Origin of the sequence: Streptomyces plumbidurans (assembly GCF_019857225.1) — a bacterium.
In the GTDB taxonomy this organism is placed as follows: Bacteria; Actinomycetota; Actinomycetes; order Streptomycetales; family Streptomycetaceae; genus Streptomyces; species Streptomyces plumbidurans.
This window is the reverse complement of the sequence record NZ_JAFJSY010000009.1, coordinates 222,147-237,544: the sequence shown is the minus strand read 5'-3', so window position 1 is coordinate 237,544 and position 15,398 is coordinate 222,147. Positions and strand designations below refer to the sequence as shown.

Annotated in this window: 18 protein-coding genes; 11 read left to right on the top strand and 7 right to left on the bottom strand. The window is 70.8% G+C overall.

What is annotated here, in order from left to right; translation table 11 throughout:
* Positions 1 to 207 precede the first annotated feature (207 nt).
* Positions 208 to 993 (top strand): peptidoglycan-binding protein, encoded by a 786-nt coding sequence (locus JYK17_RS08405; RefSeq protein ID WP_234548044.1) that lies wholly within the window; start codon positions 208 to 210, stop codon positions 991 to 993.
* Entirely contained in the window at positions 990 to 1,811 is an 822-nt protein-coding gene (locus JYK17_RS08400; protein WP_128802298.1) for a helix-turn-helix domain-containing protein, read from the top strand. The genes JYK17_RS08405 and JYK17_RS08400 overlap by 4 nt, the downstream gene beginning before the upstream one ends.
* A 6-nt stretch (positions 1,812 to 1,817) precedes the next feature.
* Here JYK17_RS08400 and JYK17_RS08395 read toward each other — a convergent pair whose 3' ends face one another.
* From JYK17_RS08395 to JYK17_RS08380, 4 genes are all read right to left on the bottom strand, one after another.
* A complete protein-coding gene (locus JYK17_RS08395; RefSeq protein ID WP_108009021.1) occupies positions 1,818 to 3,251 on the bottom strand; it encodes a HAMP domain-containing sensor histidine kinase in 1,434 nt (477 codons plus the stop codon).
* Positions 3,248 to 3,985, bottom strand: coding sequence for a response regulator transcription factor (locus JYK17_RS08390; protein WP_108009019.1), 738 nt, complete (start codon positions 3,983 to 3,985; stop codon positions 3,248 to 3,250). Before JYK17_RS08390 ends, JYK17_RS08395 begins: the two co-directional genes overlap by 4 nt.
* A 127-nt stretch (positions 3,986 to 4,112) precedes the next feature.
* On the bottom strand, positions 4,113 to 4,319 hold the full coding sequence (locus JYK17_RS08385) for a hypothetical protein (RefSeq protein WP_108009017.1): 207 nt from the start codon (positions 4,317 to 4,319) through the stop codon (positions 4,113 to 4,115).
* A gap of 29 nt (positions 4,320 to 4,348) precedes the next feature.
* Positions 4,349 to 5,437, bottom strand: a complete 1,089-nt coding sequence (locus JYK17_RS08380; RefSeq protein ID WP_222810118.1) for a S1C family serine protease — start codon at positions 5,435 to 5,437, stop codon at positions 4,349 to 4,351.
* A gap of 257 nt (positions 5,438 to 5,694) precedes the next feature.
* Between JYK17_RS08380 and JYK17_RS08375 the strand changes: the two genes are divergently transcribed.
* Positions 5,695 to 7,443 carry a trypsin-like serine protease gene (locus JYK17_RS08375; RefSeq protein WP_222810117.1) on the top strand — a complete coding sequence of 583 codons (1,749 nt, stop codon included), beginning with the start codon at positions 5,695 to 5,697 and terminating at the stop codon, positions 7,441 to 7,443.
* A 70-nt stretch (positions 7,444 to 7,513) separates the two neighbouring features.
* Here the strand turns inward: JYK17_RS08375 and JYK17_RS08370 are convergent, their stop codons facing one another.
* On the bottom strand, positions 7,514 to 8,539 hold the full coding sequence (locus JYK17_RS08370) for a LacI family DNA-binding transcriptional regulator (RefSeq protein WP_108009011.1): 1,026 nt from the start codon (positions 8,537 to 8,539) through the stop codon (positions 7,514 to 7,516).
* A 95-nt stretch (positions 8,540 to 8,634) separates the two neighbouring features.
* Positions 8,635 to 9,414, bottom strand: a complete 780-nt coding sequence (locus JYK17_RS08365; protein ID WP_128802295.1) for a winged helix-turn-helix transcriptional regulator — start codon at positions 9,412 to 9,414, stop codon at positions 8,635 to 8,637.
* A gap of 190 nt (positions 9,415 to 9,604) precedes the next feature.
* Here JYK17_RS08365 and JYK17_RS08360 point away from each other — a divergent pair, with 190 nt between their 5' ends.
* The 8 genes from JYK17_RS08360 to JYK17_RS08330 all read left to right on the top strand — a co-directional run bounded on the left by JYK17_RS08360 (position 9,605) and on the right by JYK17_RS08330 (position 14,968).
* Complete coding sequence (locus JYK17_RS08360; protein ID WP_108009007.1) at positions 9,605 to 10,495, top strand: alpha/beta hydrolase; 891 nt, start codon at positions 9,605 to 9,607, stop codon at positions 10,493 to 10,495.
* A 55-nt stretch (positions 10,496 to 10,550) separates the two neighbouring features.
* Positions 10,551 to 10,805, top strand: a complete 255-nt coding sequence (locus JYK17_RS08355; protein WP_108009005.1) for a MoaD/ThiS family protein — start codon at positions 10,551 to 10,553, stop codon at positions 10,803 to 10,805.
* Positions 10,806 to 10,807: 2 nt separating this feature from the next.
* On the top strand, positions 10,808 to 12,007 hold the full coding sequence (locus JYK17_RS08350) for a hypothetical protein (RefSeq protein ID WP_108009003.1): 1,200 nt from the start codon (positions 10,808 to 10,810) through the stop codon (positions 12,005 to 12,007).
* A 180-nt stretch (positions 12,008 to 12,187) separates the two neighbouring features.
* Complete coding sequence (locus JYK17_RS08345; protein ID WP_108009001.1) at positions 12,188 to 12,928, top strand: LmeA family phospholipid-binding protein; 741 nt, start codon at positions 12,188 to 12,190, stop codon at positions 12,926 to 12,928.
* A 238-nt stretch (positions 12,929 to 13,166) separates the two neighbouring features.
* Positions 13,167 to 13,247 carry an Ms5788A family Cys-rich leader peptide gene (locus JYK17_RS41150; RefSeq protein ID WP_350751515.1) on the top strand — a complete coding sequence of 27 codons (81 nt, stop codon included), beginning with the start codon at positions 13,167 to 13,169 and terminating at the stop codon, positions 13,245 to 13,247.
* Between the two features lie 122 nt (positions 13,248 to 13,369).
* Positions 13,370 to 14,209: a sulfurtransferase gene (locus tag JYK17_RS08340; RefSeq protein WP_108008999.1), complete on the top strand. Its 840-nt coding sequence runs from the start codon at positions 13,370 to 13,372 to the stop codon at positions 14,207 to 14,209.
* A 61-nt stretch (positions 14,210 to 14,270) separates the two neighbouring features.
* Positions 14,271 to 14,558, top strand: coding sequence for a DUF1416 domain-containing protein (locus JYK17_RS08335; protein WP_108008997.1), 288 nt, complete (start codon positions 14,271 to 14,273; stop codon positions 14,556 to 14,558).
* Between the two features lie 146 nt (positions 14,559 to 14,704).
* Positions 14,705 to 14,968 carry a DUF3099 domain-containing protein gene (locus tag JYK17_RS08330; protein ID WP_108008995.1) on the top strand — a complete coding sequence of 88 codons (264 nt, stop codon included), beginning with the start codon at positions 14,705 to 14,707 and terminating at the stop codon, positions 14,966 to 14,968.
* A gap of 12 nt (positions 14,969 to 14,980) precedes the next feature.
* Here JYK17_RS08330 and JYK17_RS08325 read toward each other — a convergent pair whose 3' ends face one another.
* Entirely contained in the window at positions 14,981 to 15,343 is a 363-nt protein-coding gene (locus tag JYK17_RS08325; protein WP_108008993.1) for a DsrE family protein, read from the bottom strand.
* Positions 15,344 to 15,398 lie beyond the last annotated feature (55 nt).

Sequence of the window (15,398 nt, the reverse complement as noted above, 5' to 3'; positions counted from 1 at the left end):
CGGGCCATCGTGGGACGCCGTACGCGCTGACCTGCGGGGACGGCAGCACGGCTGAGGCATCCCTGGGACGCCTCAGCCGCTCTCGTACGGTGCTCGGGTGGCCGAAATGACGGGGGCTCACCTTGCTGCGCATGGCGCGCGGGGAACCATGCGGGGGGAGACGTGCCTCCCTGATGGAGACACGGAGCACCGGACATGGGGTGGAACATGTCGCGTTGGAAGGAGTTACCGGCCGAGCTCGACCAGCAGATGTGGCAACTCGTCGTACAGATGCGGCGGTTGAAGGACCACGCCGGTCTGAGCCTGAGCGCGCTCGCCTCGAAGACGACCTTCAGCAAGTCGTCCTGGGAGCGCTATCTCAACGGCCGGACACTGCCGCCGCGCACCGCCGTCGAGGAACTGGCGAGCGTCAGCGGCACCGATCCCGAACGGCTGCTGGCCCTGCACGAGATCGCCGAGGCGGAGTGGGCGGCCTCGGCGGCGAGCCGCAACGACGGCGACGGCGAGGCGGGCGAGGCGACGGAGCCCGGGCCGCCACCCACCGCGGTACCGCCGGGCCCGCACCGGCTGCGGCTGGCCCTGGGCGGCCTGGCCTGCGCCCTCGTGGGCGGTGTCATCGGCGCCCTGCTGGTCTCGGCGCCCTGGGACGACGACGGCACGGACACCGGCAAGGCGACCCCGTCCGCGTCGGCCACCGCCTCCGCCGCTGCCTTCACCTACGGCGGCACCTACCGCTGCCACTTCGAGCGGCGGGGCGGCGTTCTCTACGCCGGCCACAGCACGGACCACACCTCGGTGATCGGCCTCAACGTGCAGGGCTGGCCGGTGGTCGAGGCCCAGTGTCTGCTGCAGCACGCGGGGTTCCCGTCGGGACGGATCGACGGCCGCTTCGGCCCGGACACCGAGATCGCCGTCAAGCGGTTCCAGGACAAGAAGAAGCTGGACGTCGACGGCCTGGTCGGACCGCAGACCTGGGGGGCACTCGGCAAATGACCGGGCAGGCGCCGGAATGCGCACGGCTCGCCGAGGCCCTGCGCGAACTGCGCGGACGTACGGAACTGAGCCTGGCCGCGCTCGCCGCGAAGACGGCGTACAGCAAGTCGTCCTGGGAGCGGTACCTCAACGGCCGCAAGCTGCCGCCGCGTTCGGCGGTGCAGGCGCTGTGCCGGGTGGCGGGGGTGCCGCCCGCACGGTACGTGGCGCTGTGGGAGCTGGCGGAGGTGGCCTGGAGCGGGCGCGGCGCCCGCCCCGGCCCCGCCGCGACCGAGCCGGAACCCGCCGAGGCGCCCCCGGAGGACACCCCGGCCCCACCGTGGTGGCGCCGCCCTGTCCTGATCGCGGCCGCGACGGCGGCGTGCACCCTGGCGATCGTGCTGACGGTGGTGCTGCGCCCGTCCGACGACCCGCGGTCCACCCCCGTTTCCGGCACGCAGAGCACCGTCCGCCAGGTCCTGTGCCACGGCGCGGGCTGCACCGGCCGGCCGCCCCTGTCCTCGGGCTGCGGGGACGTGGAGGTGCAGGGCGTGCCCCAGGTCCTGCGCACGGTCAGGCGATCGGGTGTCGAGATGCAGATCCGCTACAAGCCCGAGTGCGGCGCCGCGTGGGTACGCGTCAGCGGACAGCACGTCGGCGACCGCTTCGAGGTCTCCGCACCGGGTTCGGCCGCACAGCGCCTGGTGATCGCGGACCGGTACGCCACCGGAATCCTGCGCTCCTCACCGATGGTCGCGGTGCGCGCCGGGAACACGAAGGCGATCAAGGCGTGCGCCGAGCTCGCGGGGAGCGGCGGCTGGGAGTGCTTCCGGCCGTGACGGCCGCTACGGCACCTCGGGTGGTGGCGTGGGCGCACCCGGCAGCCGTACGGTCGCGACCGTGCCGCCGCCCTCCGCCGGTTCCAGGGTGATCTCGCCGCCCGCCTCCTGGACCGTGCGGGCCACTATGGACAGGCCGAGGCCCGAGCCGGGCAGGGCGCGGGCGCTGGGGGAGCGCCAGAAGCGGTCGAAGACGTGCGGGAGTTCCTCGGCGTCGATGCCGGGGCCGTGGTCGCGGACGGTCAGGATGCCGCTGCCGAGCTGCACCTCGATCGTGCCGTGCTCCGGGCTGAACTTCACCGCGTTGTCGAGGATGTTGACGAACGCCCGCTCCAGCGCGGAGGGCTCCGCCCGTACGTACCAGGGCTGCAGGTCCGCCGTGATCGTCAGCTCCGGTCCGCGCAGCCGTGCGCGCCGCAGCGCCGCCTCGACGGTGTCCTCCAGCGACACGACCTGCACGCGCTCGCCCCGCTGCCCCTCCGACCGCGACAGCTCCTGCAAGTCGCCGATCAGCGCCGCCAGCTCGGTCATCTGCGCCTTCACGGACGCGAGGAGCGCCTTGCGGTCGGCCGGGGGGATCGGGCGGCCGGTGTCCTCACTGCGAGTGAGGAGTTCGATGTTGGTGCGCAGGGAGGTCAGCGGCGTACGCAGCTCGTGACCGGCGTCCGCGATCAACTGTTGCTGCAGGTCACGGGAGCTGGCCAGGGCGGACGTCATCGAGTTGAACGACCGCGACAGCCGCGCCACCTCGTCCTCGGCGTCGTCCTCCACGGGGATGCGCACACTCAGATCCTCGGTACGCGCGACGGTCTCGACGGCCTCGGTGAGCCGGTCCACGGGGCGGAGCCCGGCACGCGCGACGGCAAGCCCGGCGGCACCGGCGCCGAGGACCCCGATGCCGCTCACGAGGAGGAGGATCAGGGCGAGTTCGTTGAGGGTGGACCGGGTGCTCTTGAGAGGGGTCGCAAGGATCACGGCGACGCCCTGCGAGTCGCTCGGGTCGACTCCCAGGTACAGGGTCAGCACCCGTACGGGGTTGCCGTCGTCGTCCGTGCCGTCGCGGAACATCCCCTCATAGGGCTTCGCGTTCTTGATGACCTGTTTGTCGGTGCCGGTGACCTTGACCGTGCTGGGCGACGTCGTATCGACGCAGGGCGGGCCTTCCTCCTTGATCGCCTGGACGTACTCGTCCCGGCCGTGGAACGGCTGGGTGTTCTCCTCCGGGGTCTGCGTGCACCCCCGCAGCAGCCCCTGGACGGTACCGGGCCGCCGGGCCATGTCCTTCAGGTCGCTGTCGACCTGGTCGTACAACTTCCCCTGCACGATGAACCAGCACGTCACCGAGACCGCCGCCACAGCGAACGCCACCGCCGCGGCCACCAGCATCGCCAGCCGCGACCGGATCGGCAGCGTCTGGAAGCGCCGTAGAACCTTCCTCACTCGGCGCCGCCCTGGCGCAGGACGTACCCGACCCCCCGCACCGTGTGCACGAGGCGCGGCTCGCCGCCCGCCTCGGTCTTGCGGCGCAGGTACATCACGTACACGTCCAGCGAGTTGGACGACGGCTCGAAGTCGAAGCCCCAGACCGCCTTCAGGATCTGCTCACGGGTGAGGACCTGGCGCGGGTGCGCCATGAACATCTCCAGGAGCGTGAACTCGGTGCGCGTCAGCTCCACCGGACGCCCGCCCCGCGTCACCTCCCGGGTCGCCAGATCCATCTTCAGGTCCGCGAAGGCCAGCGCCTCGTTCTCCTGGTCGGTGCCGGCGACGGCCGCGGCGGCGTAGGAGCTGCGGCGCAGCAGCGCGCGGACGCGGGCGAAGAGTTCGTCCAGTTCGAAGGGCTTGACCAGGTAGTCGTCCGCTCCGGCGTCAAGGCCGGTCACCCGGTCCCCGACCGTGTCCCGCGCCGTCAGCATCAGGATCGGCGTCGTCGTACCCGCCCCGCGCATCCGCCGCGCGGCGGTCAGCCCGTCCATGCGCGGCATCTGGATGTCGAGGACGACCAGGTCGGGCTGGTACGCGGTGGCCTTCTCCAGCGCGTCCGCGCCGTCCACGGCGACCTCGGTGGCGTACCCCTCGAAGGCGAGGCTGCGCTGGAGTGCTTCGCGCACCGCCGGCTCGTCGTCGACGATCAGGATGCGCTGGGGGTCACGGTCGCCATCGGCGGGGCTCATGGGCTCTGGTTCCTCGGGTGCGGTGGGACGACAGGGGGCTGAAGGTAGGTGAACCTGCTCGAACCTGCGGAATGCCTTCAGCCTCGCATGTTTCCCTGCGGACGCGTACGCAGTGGTGGGGCCGCGGTCAGGCGCGCATCGTCGCCAGCCTGTTCAGCGGCACCTTGCGGCGGTGCGGGCGGGCGGTGGTGGTGTGCAGACCCATCAGCTGCGGGGCCGGTACCACCTCGGGCGCGCGGGTCACCGGCGCGTGCAGCTCGTGCGCCACCTCCAGGGCCAGGGCGAGTGCGGCCGGACCGGTGCCGGCGGCCGGGTGGGAAACCTGCTTGATCATGACGTACTCCCTGCTGGTGCGGTGGGAAGTCAGCTGTCGCTGCCGCCCGCCCGGAGGTTGGCCAGGTCGGACTTGACGGTGTTGATCGGGATGGCGAAGCCGAGGCCGACGTTGCCGGCGTCGGAGGAGCCGGAGGACTGGGAACTGGCGCTGTACATCGCGGAGTTGATGCCGATGATGTTGCCCGCGGCATCGATCAGCGCGCCGCCGGAGTTGCCCGGGTTGAGCGAGGCGTCGGTCTGGATCGCCTTGTACGTCGTCGTCGAGTTGCCGGTGTCGCCGTTGAACTGCTGCCCGCCGAAGGAGAACGGCCACTGGCCGTCGCAGCCACCCTGACCCTGACCCTGGCCCTGGTTCTCGTCGGTGGAGACGGTCACGTCACGGTTGAGCGAGGAGACGATGCCGCTGGTGACGGTGCCGCTCAGGCCCTCGGGGGAGCCGATGGCCACGACCGTGTCGCCGACCTGGACCCCGTCGGAGTTGCCGAGGGTGGCCGGCTTGAGGCCGGAGGCGCCCTCCAGCTTGATCAGCGCGAGGTCCTTCTTGCTGTCGGTGCCGACGACCTTCGCGGTGTAGCTCTTGCCGCTGTTGGTCGTCACCTTGATCGACGAGGCGCCGGAGATGACGTGGTTGTTGGTGACGATCTGGCCGTCGCTGGTGACGATGACGCCGGAGCCGGTGGACTCGCCGACGTTCGAGGTGGCCTTGATCTCGACCACGCTGGGGCTCACGGCCGCGGCGATGGTGGCGACGTCGCCCTTTTTGCTGGAGGGCACCACGCTGGTGCTGGTGCTGCTGGAGGCGGCGGTGTCGCTGCCGGTCAGCTGCTGGAAGGCGTAGGCGGTGCCCCCGCCGACGGCCGCGGCGACGATCGCCACGGCGGCCAGCAGGGCGACCGGGCCCCGGGTCCGCTTCCTCGGCGCCGGAGCGACCGGCTGCGCCGGATCGGCCGGCTGCATCGGAGCGGAGTGCTGCATCGGAGCGGGCTGCTGCGCCGGCGGCTGTCCCGGCGGGGGCGGCCACTCGGGGTTCACCGGGGCGGAGGCATGCTGCGGAGCGCCCTGGTACGGGTTCTCGTAACTCTCGTACTCGCCGCTGCGGCGGAAGCTCTCGGTCATGTCTACGAGCTTGTCCCGCGTCCATGAGAGTCGGCTGAGTGCTTGCTGAGAAGCCCGGCAGAACCTCGTTTGCCCGATATAAAGACGCGGCGGGCTCGGGCCAAAGGGAAACGGAACGTTGCCGTGGAGTGAGATCACGGCGGGCCGCGGACGAACACTTATCCGGTTTGTGTGAGACCTGTGTAAAGAGTGATCGCCGGGGCGCAATCTTGGTGGGTTCACGTTCCTTGACTCATCAACCAGCTCAGGAGACCTAGGTGATACGTGCCCTGCGCGGCCGCCTCAGACGCCCCGTCACGGCGTTTCCCGCGGCCGCCCTCGCGCTCGCCCTCAGCTGCGCCGGCCTGCTCGCCGCCCAGCCGGCGAGCGCGGCGGACGGACTGCCCGACCCTGGAGTGAAGGCCCAGCAGCAGACCGCCCCGAAGCCCGCGGCCACCGACAAGGTGCTGCACTCCCGCGTGATCGAGGCCGCGCAGAAGGCGGCCACACCGCGGACGGCCAAGGCGAGCCCGTTCATCATCGGCGGCAGCGAGACCACGATCTCCAGCGCGCCGTGGATGGTCCAGCTCGCCTACTACGACGACACCACCGGCGACGGTTACTTCTGCGGCGGCACCCTCGTCGCCCCGAACAAGGTCCTCACCGCCGCCCACTGCGTCGCGGGCCTGGACTGGGCGAAGAACGGCGCCGTGCTCGCCGGGACGACCGACCTGTACGACTCGACGAACGGCACCGTGGCCGGCGTCTGGCGCCAGTGGAACCACCCCAAGTACAACGCGGCGACCATCCAGAACGACGTCGCGGTCCTCACCCTGGACCGCCCGCTGGACACGCCCACCCTGCGGTCGGCCTCCTCGACGGACGACGCGCTGTACACGGCAGGCCGCGACTCCGTGGTCTACGGCTGGGGCCTGACCTCCGGCGCCGACGGCGCGGACCTGTCGGCGAAGCTGAAGAGCGCGCCGCTGTCCCTGGTCGCCGACTCGACCTGCGACAGCGCCATGCGGAGCGTCCTCGGTGAGGACGACTTCGCCGAGGGCTCGATGCTCTGCGCGGGCACCCCGGCCACCGGCGGCGACGCCGGCACCACCACCCCCTGCAACGGTGACTCCGGCGGCCCCCTGGTCTCCGGCGGCAAGATCATCGGCATCGTGTCCTGGGGCGTCGAGGGCTGCACCGCGCAGGGCGCCTACCCCGTCTTCACCAAGGTGAAGTCGTACGCCTGGGCCGCCCAGCCACGCATCGACGACACCGACCTGTCCTTCGACGGCAAGGCCGACCTGCTGGAGCGCGCCCCGTCCGGCAACCTCTTCGAGCAGGACAGCAAGGGCACGTCCCTCGCCCAGCGCGCCTACACCGGCAACGGCTGGGAGTACATCAGCTGGGGCCTGCAGGCCGACCTGGACCGGGACTTCTACCAGGACCTGATCATCCGCGACAAGACCGACGGCAAGCTGCACCGCAGCTACTTCGACCACGCCTCGGGCGAGTTCACCTGGATGACGATCACCTCGGTCTGGGGCGGCTACAAGTCCTACGCCATCCCCGGCGACCTGACCGGCGACGCCCGCCCCGACCTGGTCGCGGTGGACGCCGACGGCTCGGTCTACCTCTACCCGGGCAAGGGCACCGGCGAGTTCTACGGCCGCGTCAAGGTCGTCGACAAGGCATGGAAGGGCGTGAAGATCTTCGGTCACGGCGACCTGTCCGGCGACGGCAAGGCCGACCTGCTGGTCCGCAACAGCTCGGGCGTGCTCTACCTGTACCGCGGCACCCAGCAGGAGCACACCCCGTGGTCGGCCCGCATCCAGGCCCGTACCGGCTGGAACTTCACGTCCGACGTGGCCAATGGCGACGTGACCGGCGACGGTATCGCCGACGTGATGGCCCGCGACTCGGGCGGCACGCTGTGGCTCTACCCCGGTACCAACAAGGCGTCGAGCAGCCTGTTCGGCTCGCGCGTCAAGCTGGGGACCGGATTCAACCAGTACAACCTGCTCTTCTGAGACCGCCTGAAGAGGTCTGAAGAGGCCTTGAAGAGGTGTGAGGAGTTCTGAAGGTGTGCGGCGGTGCTGCTCAGCCCTTGCAGCCGCAGGACCGCCGTACCACCAGGTTCGACGGGAAGATCTTCAGCCGCTCGCGGCGGGACCCCGCCACCCGCAGTCCGTCGTCGAGCACGAGGTCGACGGCGGCGCGGGCCATCGCGGAGCGGTCGGAGGCGACCGTGGTCAGCGGCGGGTCGGTGAGCCCCGCCTCCTTGATGTCGTCGAAGCCGGCCACCCCCAGCTCGCCCGGCACGTCGATGCGCAGCTCGCGCGCCGCCCGCAGGACGCCGATGGCCTGGTCGTCGGTGGAGCAGAAGATCGCGGGCGGCCGCCGCGGCCCGGCGAGGATCTCCAGCGCTATCCGGTACGCGTCGTAGCGGTTGTAGGGCGCCTCGAAAAGCCGGTCCTCGGTGGGGATGCCGGCCTCCTCCATCGCGCGCCGCCAGCCCTCGACGTGGTCGGAGACCGGGTCGCCGACGACGGGGGTCTCGGCGGTGCCGCCCATACAGGCGACGTACTCGTAGCCGTGCCCGAGCAGATGGCTGACGGCCTGCCGGGCGCCGTCGAGGTCGTCGATGACCACGGCGACGTCGTCGATGGCCTCGGGCCGCTCGTGCAGCAGCACCACCCGGGCGTCCCAGGCGTCTATCTCGGCGGCCGCCAGGTCGTTGAGCGCGTGGGAGACGAGGATCAGCCCGGAGACCCGCATGCCGAGGAAGGCGCGCAGGTAGTGCACCTCGCGCTCGGCCACGTAGTCGGTGTTGCCGACCAGCACCATCTTGCCGCGCTCGGAGGCGGCCTGTTCGACCGCGTGCGCCATCTCTCCGAAGAAGGGCTGGCGCGCGTCCGGGATGATCAGTCCTATGAGGTCGGTGCGCCGGGAGGCCATCGCCTGGGCGACCCGGTCGGGCCGGTACCCCAGTTCCTTGATGGCGGCGAGAACACGCTCGCGCGTGGCCGGGGCGACCGGCCGGGGTCCGTTGTTGATGACATAGCTGACAACGGCGGTGGAGGTACCCGCCAGTCGTGCCACGTCATCCCGAGTCACCTTGGCCACGCGCGGAGTCTACGCGGATATACCGGCTCCGGGCAGGGCGAAAGCTGCTTCCCGCGGGACTGCCTGTGCCCAAGCAATGCCCCGTTCGCGGCCCGCTATGCCTCCGCCGTCACCTCGGCACCGCCACGGGCGGTCGCCTCGTCCGCACTGTCCGGCTTTGCCCGGTCCGTCTTGGCCTTGGACTCCTCGGAGGAACGTTCGCCCTTCTCGGGCGTAACGAATCGATAACCGACGTTGCGGACGGTTCCGATCAGCGACTCGTGCTCGGGCCCGAGCTTGGCGCGCAGACGCCGTACATGGACATCGACCGTGCGGGTGCCGCCGAAGTAGTCGTAGCCCCAGACCTCCTGCAGCAGCTGCGCGCGCGTGAAGACGCGGCCCGGGTGCTGCGCGAGGTACTTCAGCAGCTCGAACTCCTTGAAGGTGAGGTCCAGGACGCGGCCCTTGAGCTTGGCCGAGTAGGTCGCCTCGTCCACCGAGAGGTCGCCGTTGCGGATCTCCATCGGGGAGTCGTCGCCCGCGATCTGCAGCCGTCCCATGGACAGCCGCAGCCGTGCCTCCACCTCCGCGGGCCCGGCCGTGTCGAGCAGTACGTCGTCGATGCCCCAGTCGGCGGTGACGGCGGCGAGACCGCCCTCGGTGACGACCAGGACGAGCGGACAGCCGGGGCCGGTGGAGCGCAGCAGCTGGCACAGGCTGCGGACCTGCGGGAGATCGCGGCGGCCGTCGACGAGGATCACGTCGGCACCGGGGGTGTCGACGAGCGCGGGTCCTTCCGCGGGTGCCACTCGCACGTTGTGCAGCAGCAGGCCGAGCGCCGGAAGCACCTCCGTGGACGGCTGGAGGGCATTGGTCAGGAGCAGCAGAGAACTCATATGTCTGGTTCCTCCTCGGTCCCTGCCAGGACGTGTGCGGTAGGTCACCTGCTCTGCGATCCCGGGGCCCGTACACCCGCGGCCACCTGGAGTTTCCCGGCGGTTCCCGCTTCGTATACAACGCTTCCGAAAGCACAAAAGGACCCGGGGGCGTCGCTGCCCGAGTCCTCTGCCCAGCAGAATAGCCCACATGAGCAGCACTCCGGCAGGTCATGTGGCGCGTTCCACCGGCCGTCCGCATGTCGAGACGCGCCGTCGGGCCCCTTCCCGGACGTTCCTGACCACGCGGGACGGCGTCTCGATCGATGCCGTGTACGACCCGCCGGCCGTGGTGCGCGACGCCTCCGCGCCACCCTCCCGCGACCTGGTGTTCGTGATCGCGCACGGCTTCACGGGCGACGCGGACAAGCCGCACGTGCGCCGGGTGGTCGAGGCGTTCGCGCAGTACGGAGCCGTGGTCTCGTTCTCCTTCCGGGGACACGGCGCCTCCGGCGGGCACTCCACGGTCGGCGACCGGGAGGTGCTCGATCTGGCGGCCGCGGTGGAGTGGGCGCGGGGTTTCGGGCACGGCCGCGTGGTGACCGTCGGCTTCTCGATGGGCGGCTCGGTGGTGCTGCGGCACGCGGCGCTCCACGGTCCGGAAGGTCCGGGCGATCCGGGCGGTCCGGGGCGCGAGGGGCGCACGGAGGCGTCCACGGACGTGGTGGTTTCGGTGAGTGCACCGGCCCGCTGGTACTACCGGGGCACCGCCCCCATGCGGAAGCTGCACTGGCTGGTGACCCGTCCCGCGGGGCGGCTGGTCGGCCGCTACGGATTCAATACGCGGATCCACCACAGGGAGTGGGACCCGGTGCCGCTGTCCCCCGTGGAGGCCGTGCCGCGCATCGCCCCCGCACCCCTGCTGATCGTGCACGGCGACCGCGACGGCTACTTCCCCCTCGACCATCCCCGCATGCTCGCCGCCGCGGCCGGGGAGCAGGGCGAACTGTGGATCGAGGGCGGCATGGGCCACGCCGAACACGCGGCCACGGACGAGCTGCTGGCCCGCATCGGGCGCTGGGCGGCCTCGCGGGCGGGCTAGCCTAACGAGGTACAGAGCCGACCGACCGCCCATTGACCGCTGATTGAGGAACCGGATGCCAAAGGTCACGGTGCGCTACTGGGCCGCCGCGAAGGCCGCGGCCGGGGTCGCCGAGGAGCCCTTCGACGCGGACAGCCTCGCCGAGGCGCTCGACGCCGTGCGGGCGCGACACCCCGGTGAACTGACGCGCGTCCTGCAGCGATGCTCGTTCCTCGTCGACGGTGCCCCCGTGGGCACCCGCGGACATGAGACGGTACGGCTGGCCGACGGCGGCACGGTCGAGGTGCTCCCGCCGTTCGCAGGAGGGTGAGGATGACCGATCAGCCGTACGACCCGTATCAGCAGCCGCAGCAGCAGGGGTGGCCTGCGCAGCCGCAGCAGCCCCACCCCGCGCAGCAGCCGCACCAGGCCTACGACGGGTACGAGGGGTACGACGACCCTTACGCCGCCCAGCAGTACACCCAGCAGTGGCACGGGCAGACCTGGGAGACACAGGTCCAGCCGCAGGGGCCGACGCCCATGTCGACCGCGGAGACGGCGTATCTGCAGGCGCAGACGCCCTACCCGCAGACTCCTCAGCCACAGACCCCCCAGCCGCACGCTCCTCACCCGCAGCCGCAGCCGCAGCCGCACCCGCAGGCCCCCCAGCCCGTGGCGCAGCAGTGGCAGCAGCCGCAGGCGGCCGCGCCGACCGCCGTCGCGGGTGAGACACCGGACCCCGGCTACGGCCCGGCCACCCTCGCCGGCAACACCCGTGTGACGGACGCCCAGCGGGCCCGTCTGGAGGGCCGGTCCCCGATCATCGAGCCCGGCATGCAGCCGGCCGCGCTCACGGCCCTGCTGGGGCTGCTGCTGGCGGGCACGGCGGCGATCGGCTCGTACGCCCTGCTCGTCCCGCTCGTCGTGCTGCAGGCGGTCACCGCTGCGGGCTGGTTCCGGCTCAACGGCATGTGGCCTGCCCGGCAGGGCATCGCGCTCGCGTTCCTCGGCGCGCTCGTCGCGGACGCCGCGCTGCTGGCCGCGGGCCGGGAGAACGGCCCGGCGGCGATCCTCGGCACCCTCGGCGTGTGGGTCCTGCTCTCGCTCGTCCTCCAGCTGCGCTCGCACGCCGACCCGGACGAGCGGATGTACGGCCTGATGGCGGGCGTCGCCTCGGCGGCGCTGGCAATCGTCGCGGCCGGATACCTCGCGGCCTCGGCCGACGCGGCGACCGTCGGCGCGGCCGCCGTGGCCGTCGCCGTACTGGCCCGTGCCCTGCCGCTGCCCACCCCGGCGTCGGTTGTCGTCTCGCTGCTCGCCGCGGCGGGCGCGGGCATCGCGGTCGGCTCGATGACCGGCTTCGGCACGAGCGGCGCGCTGCTGGGCGCGGGCGCGGCGGTGTGCGCGCTGATCGGGCATCGGGTGGCGAGCTACGACTACCCGTCGCGGTTCGTGCACTTCACGGCCGGAGTCGCCCTGCCGCTGACGGCCGCGGCACCGGTGGTGTACGTGCTGGGACGGGCGCTCGGGTAGGACGCTCGGCCAGGACTCGGGTAAGGCGCTCGGTTAAGAGCCGTACAAGGAACGGCAGTTCCTGTCACAGATGATCGACAATTCCGGGGTCGGGGTCGGGCCCAGGGTTACGCTCACGCTGGACGGCCGCCCGGTCGTCGGCAACTGTGGTCATGGTCCGGCCAGGTGGGGGAAGACCCGATGCGCGCGCTGCGAATACTTCTGATCGTCGTCGTGATCCTCGGCGGCCTGTTCGTGGTGGCGGACCGGGTCGCGGTCTACTTCGCCGAGGACGAGGCCGCCTCCAAGCTGAAGAACACCGAGAACCTCGCGGCCACCCCGGACGTCTCCATCAAGGGCTTCCCCTTCCTCACCCAGGTCGCCTCCGGAGAGCTGGACGACGTCGAGGTCGGCATCAAGGACTACGAGGCGGACACCGGCAACAGCGGCAGCAGCGGACCGTCGACGATCCGGATCGACGACCTGAAGGCGCACATGAGGGGCGTCACCTTCTCCGGTGACTACAGCTCCGCGACCGCGAACAGCGCCACGGGCACCGCCACCATCGCCTACGACGAGCTGCTGAAAGCGGCCAAGTCCCAGCCCACGCAGGTCTTCACGGGCGTCACCGCCCAGGTCGTCGGCCTCTCCGACGGCGGCAACGGCAAGATCAAGGTCGACGTCAAGATCTCGGCGGCGGGCCGCTCGCAGACGTATCCCGTCCTCAGCACGGTGACCGTCCAGGGCGACGACGTGAAGGTGCACGCCGACAACCTGCCCAAGCTGGTCGTCGACATCGCCGACTCCCGTATCCGCTCGATCACCGACTTCCAGCAGACGATCGACGAGCTGCCGGGCGGCGTGAAGCTGGACACCGTGCAGGCCGCGCAGGACGGTGTGGAGATCACGGTGAAGGGTTCGAACGTCAAGCTGGCGGGGTAGTACGAGGCCGGGCGGCACGCGGGCTCGACTCCCGACCGACTCGACTCCCGACCGACCAGAGGCTGTCCGGAAGGTGAGACGTCCGCGTCCGTACCGTAGATGTGATGACCGATACATCCACCCGGAGGCCGTGCGCGGACGGCCCGGACGTAGATCGATTCCCACATCGCGGACAATCGCGTCTCACGATACGACACACCGGTGACACGCCAGGCTGTCCGTCCCTACGATCGAGGCCATGAAGCGACAGGCGGATCTCACGAAGCGGCGGGCAGTCGACCTGTGCCGCGTCGCCGCCATGCTCTGTCGCCCCTTCTGAGCGGAAGCCCCGACTCCCGCATCCCCGCCGCCCTGACCAGGGCACCTCTGCGCGCCGCCGCCTGCGCGCGCAAACCTCGCACTCGCACGCCCCGCCGCAACTGCCCCGGAGGAGAGAAGAGCATGAGCCGCAGCGACGTCCTCGTCGATGCCGACTGGGTCCAGGAGAACCTGGACAACCCCAGCATCGCGATCGTGGAGGTGGACGAAGACACGTCCGCCTACGACAAGAACCACATCAAGAACGCGATCCGGATCGACTGGACCAAGGACCTGCAGGACCCGGTCCGCCGCGACTTCATCGACCAGGAGGGCTTCGAAAAGCTCCTGTCGGCGAAGGGCATCGCCAACGACACGCTGGTGATCCTCTACGGCGGCAACAACAACTGGTTCGCGTCGTACGCCTACTGGTACTTCAAGCTCTACGGCCACGACAACGTCAAGCTGCTCGACGGTGGCCGCAAGAAGTGGGAGCTGGATGCCCGCGAGCTGGTCGAGGAGGTCCCGGAGCGGGCCACCACGAACTACAAGGCCAAGCCGCAGAACACCGCCATCCGCGCCTTCCGCGACGACGTCGTGGCGGCCATCGGTTCGCAGAACCTCGTCGACGTGCGTTCCCCCGACGAGTTCTCGGGCAAGCTGCTCGCCCCGGCGCACCTGCCGCAGGAGCAGTCGCAGCGTCCGGGCCACGTCCCGTCCGCCCGCAACATCCCCTGGTCGAAGAACGCCAACGACGACGGCACCTTCAAGTCGGACGACGAGCTCAAGGAGCTCTACGCCGAGGAGCAGGTCGACCTGGCCAAGGACACCATCGCCTACTGCCGCATCGGTGAGCGCTCCGCGCTGACCTGGTTCGTGCTGCACGAGCTGCTCGGTGTCGAGAACGTCAAGAACTACGACGGTTCCTGGACCGAGTACGGCAGCCTGGTCGGCGTCCCGATCGAGCTCGGCGCCGCCAAGTAGTCCACCAGCCCCGTAAACCCGACCGGCCTTCCTTCCGGTCAGACCCCTTCTGGAGAAAGACATGTGTGGAGCGAAGGCCGGCGGCCCGGACGCCTCGACGATCAAGCCCGGTGAGACCACGATCCAGGGCCAGGTGACCCGCGACGGCGAGCCGGTGACGGGCTACGTCCGCCTCCTGGACTCGACCGGCGAGTTCACCGCGGAGGTCCCCACCTCCGCCACCGGACAGTTCCGTTTCTACGCGGCCGAGGGCACCTGGACCGTCCGCGCCCTCATCCCCGGCGCCACCGCCGACCGCACGGTCGTCGCCCAGCCCGGGGGCCTGGCGGAGGTAGCGATCGCGGTCTGAGCCCAGGACCAAGCACGCTAAGGGCACGCGAAGGGCCGCACCATCTCGGTGCGGCCCCTTCGCGTGCGGTGCCGGTGCCGGTGCCGCCCCTGGAGTGGTGTCCCGGTGCGGCGGCCCTTTGGCAGGCTCGGGCCTACCCTGGAGACATGTACGCACGGCGACGGCGCATGTACTTCGTCATGATGGGCATCTGTATCGGGCTGTTCGTCCTGGCGTGGGGGGTCGTACGTATCTGGTCGATTCCGGCCGCGGTCGGGATGTGTGTCGTGGCGATGCTGATCCCTCCGGTCGCCGCCATGGTCGCCAACCGGCGCGGCCCCGACGACCGCTGGTGGGACGACCCGTCCGGCGACCCCAAGTCCGACGAGTGGTGGGACGAGCTGGACGGCAAGAAACGCCGCCAGCAGTGACCCCCTCGGCGCTCAGTAGACGAGCGCCTGCGTCTCCTCGCCCAGGGCCTCCTGCACGAACACCTGCGCCCCCGCGATCCGTACGCCCTCGATGACGTCCTTCTCCGTGATGTCCCGCCGGGCCGCGCACTGCGTGCACAGGGTGACCCGGCCCGCCGCGAGGACGGAGTCCAGCAGGTCCGGCAGCGGAGCGGCATGCGGCAGCTCGAACTCGGCGGCCCGCCCCGGCAGCGCGAACCACGCGGACTCGCCGGTCAGCCACAGGGAGACGTCGACCCCACTGGCCACGGCCACCGCCGCCACCGTGAACGCCTGCGAGCACCGCTCGGGCGCATCGGCCCCCGCCGTCACCTTGATCACGAGCTTCTTCGCCATGTCCGAATCGTAATCAACGCTGCTACAACTCCGTCCCCCGGCCATGAGTCTCCTG

What these genes read in the sequence shown, in the direction of transcription:
- JYK17_RS08405 (WP_234548044.1), top strand. Translation starts at nt 208, where the DNA reads ATGTCGCGTTGGAAGGAGTTACCGGCCGAGCTCGACCAGCAGATGTGG.
- JYK17_RS08400 (WP_128802298.1), top strand. Translation starts at nt 990, where the DNA reads ATGACCGGGCAGGCGCCGGAATGCGCACGGCTCGCCGAGGCCCTGCGC.
- JYK17_RS08390 (WP_108009019.1), bottom strand. Translation starts at nt 3,985, where the DNA reads ATGAGCCCCGCCGATGGCGACCGTGACCCCCAGCGCATCCTGATCGTC.
- JYK17_RS08385 (WP_108009017.1), bottom strand. Translation starts at nt 4,319, where the DNA reads ATGATCAAGCAGGTTTCCCACCCGGCCGCCGGCACCGGTCCGGCCGCA.
- JYK17_RS08380 (WP_222810118.1), bottom strand. Translation starts at nt 5,437, where the DNA reads ATGACCGAGAGCTTCCGCCGCAGCGGCGAGTACGAGAGTTACGAGAAC.
- JYK17_RS08365 (WP_128802295.1), bottom strand. Translation starts at nt 9,414, where the DNA reads ATGAGTTCTCTGCTGCTCCTGACCAATGCCCTCCAGCCGTCCACGGAG.
- JYK17_RS08360 (WP_108009007.1), top strand. Translation starts at nt 9,605, where the DNA reads ATGAGCAGCACTCCGGCAGGTCATGTGGCGCGTTCCACCGGCCGTCCG.
- JYK17_RS08355 (WP_108009005.1), top strand. Translation starts at nt 10,551, where the DNA reads ATGCCAAAGGTCACGGTGCGCTACTGGGCCGCCGCGAAGGCCGCGGCC.
- JYK17_RS08350 (WP_108009003.1), top strand. Translation starts at nt 10,808, where the DNA reads ATGACCGATCAGCCGTACGACCCGTATCAGCAGCCGCAGCAGCAGGGG.
- JYK17_RS08345 (WP_108009001.1), top strand. Translation starts at nt 12,188, where the DNA reads ATGCGCGCGCTGCGAATACTTCTGATCGTCGTCGTGATCCTCGGCGGC.
- JYK17_RS41150 (WP_350751515.1), top strand. Translation starts at nt 13,167, where the DNA reads ATGAAGCGACAGGCGGATCTCACGAAGCGGCGGGCAGTCGACCTGTGC.
- JYK17_RS08340 (WP_108008999.1), top strand. Translation starts at nt 13,370, where the DNA reads ATGAGCCGCAGCGACGTCCTCGTCGATGCCGACTGGGTCCAGGAGAAC.
- JYK17_RS08335 (WP_108008997.1), top strand. Translation starts at nt 14,271, where the DNA reads ATGTGTGGAGCGAAGGCCGGCGGCCCGGACGCCTCGACGATCAAGCCC.
- JYK17_RS08330 (WP_108008995.1), top strand. Translation starts at nt 14,705, where the DNA reads ATGTACGCACGGCGACGGCGCATGTACTTCGTCATGATGGGCATCTGT.
- JYK17_RS08325 (WP_108008993.1), bottom strand. Translation starts at nt 15,343, where the DNA reads ATGGCGAAGAAGCTCGTGATCAAGGTGACGGCGGGGGCCGATGCGCCC.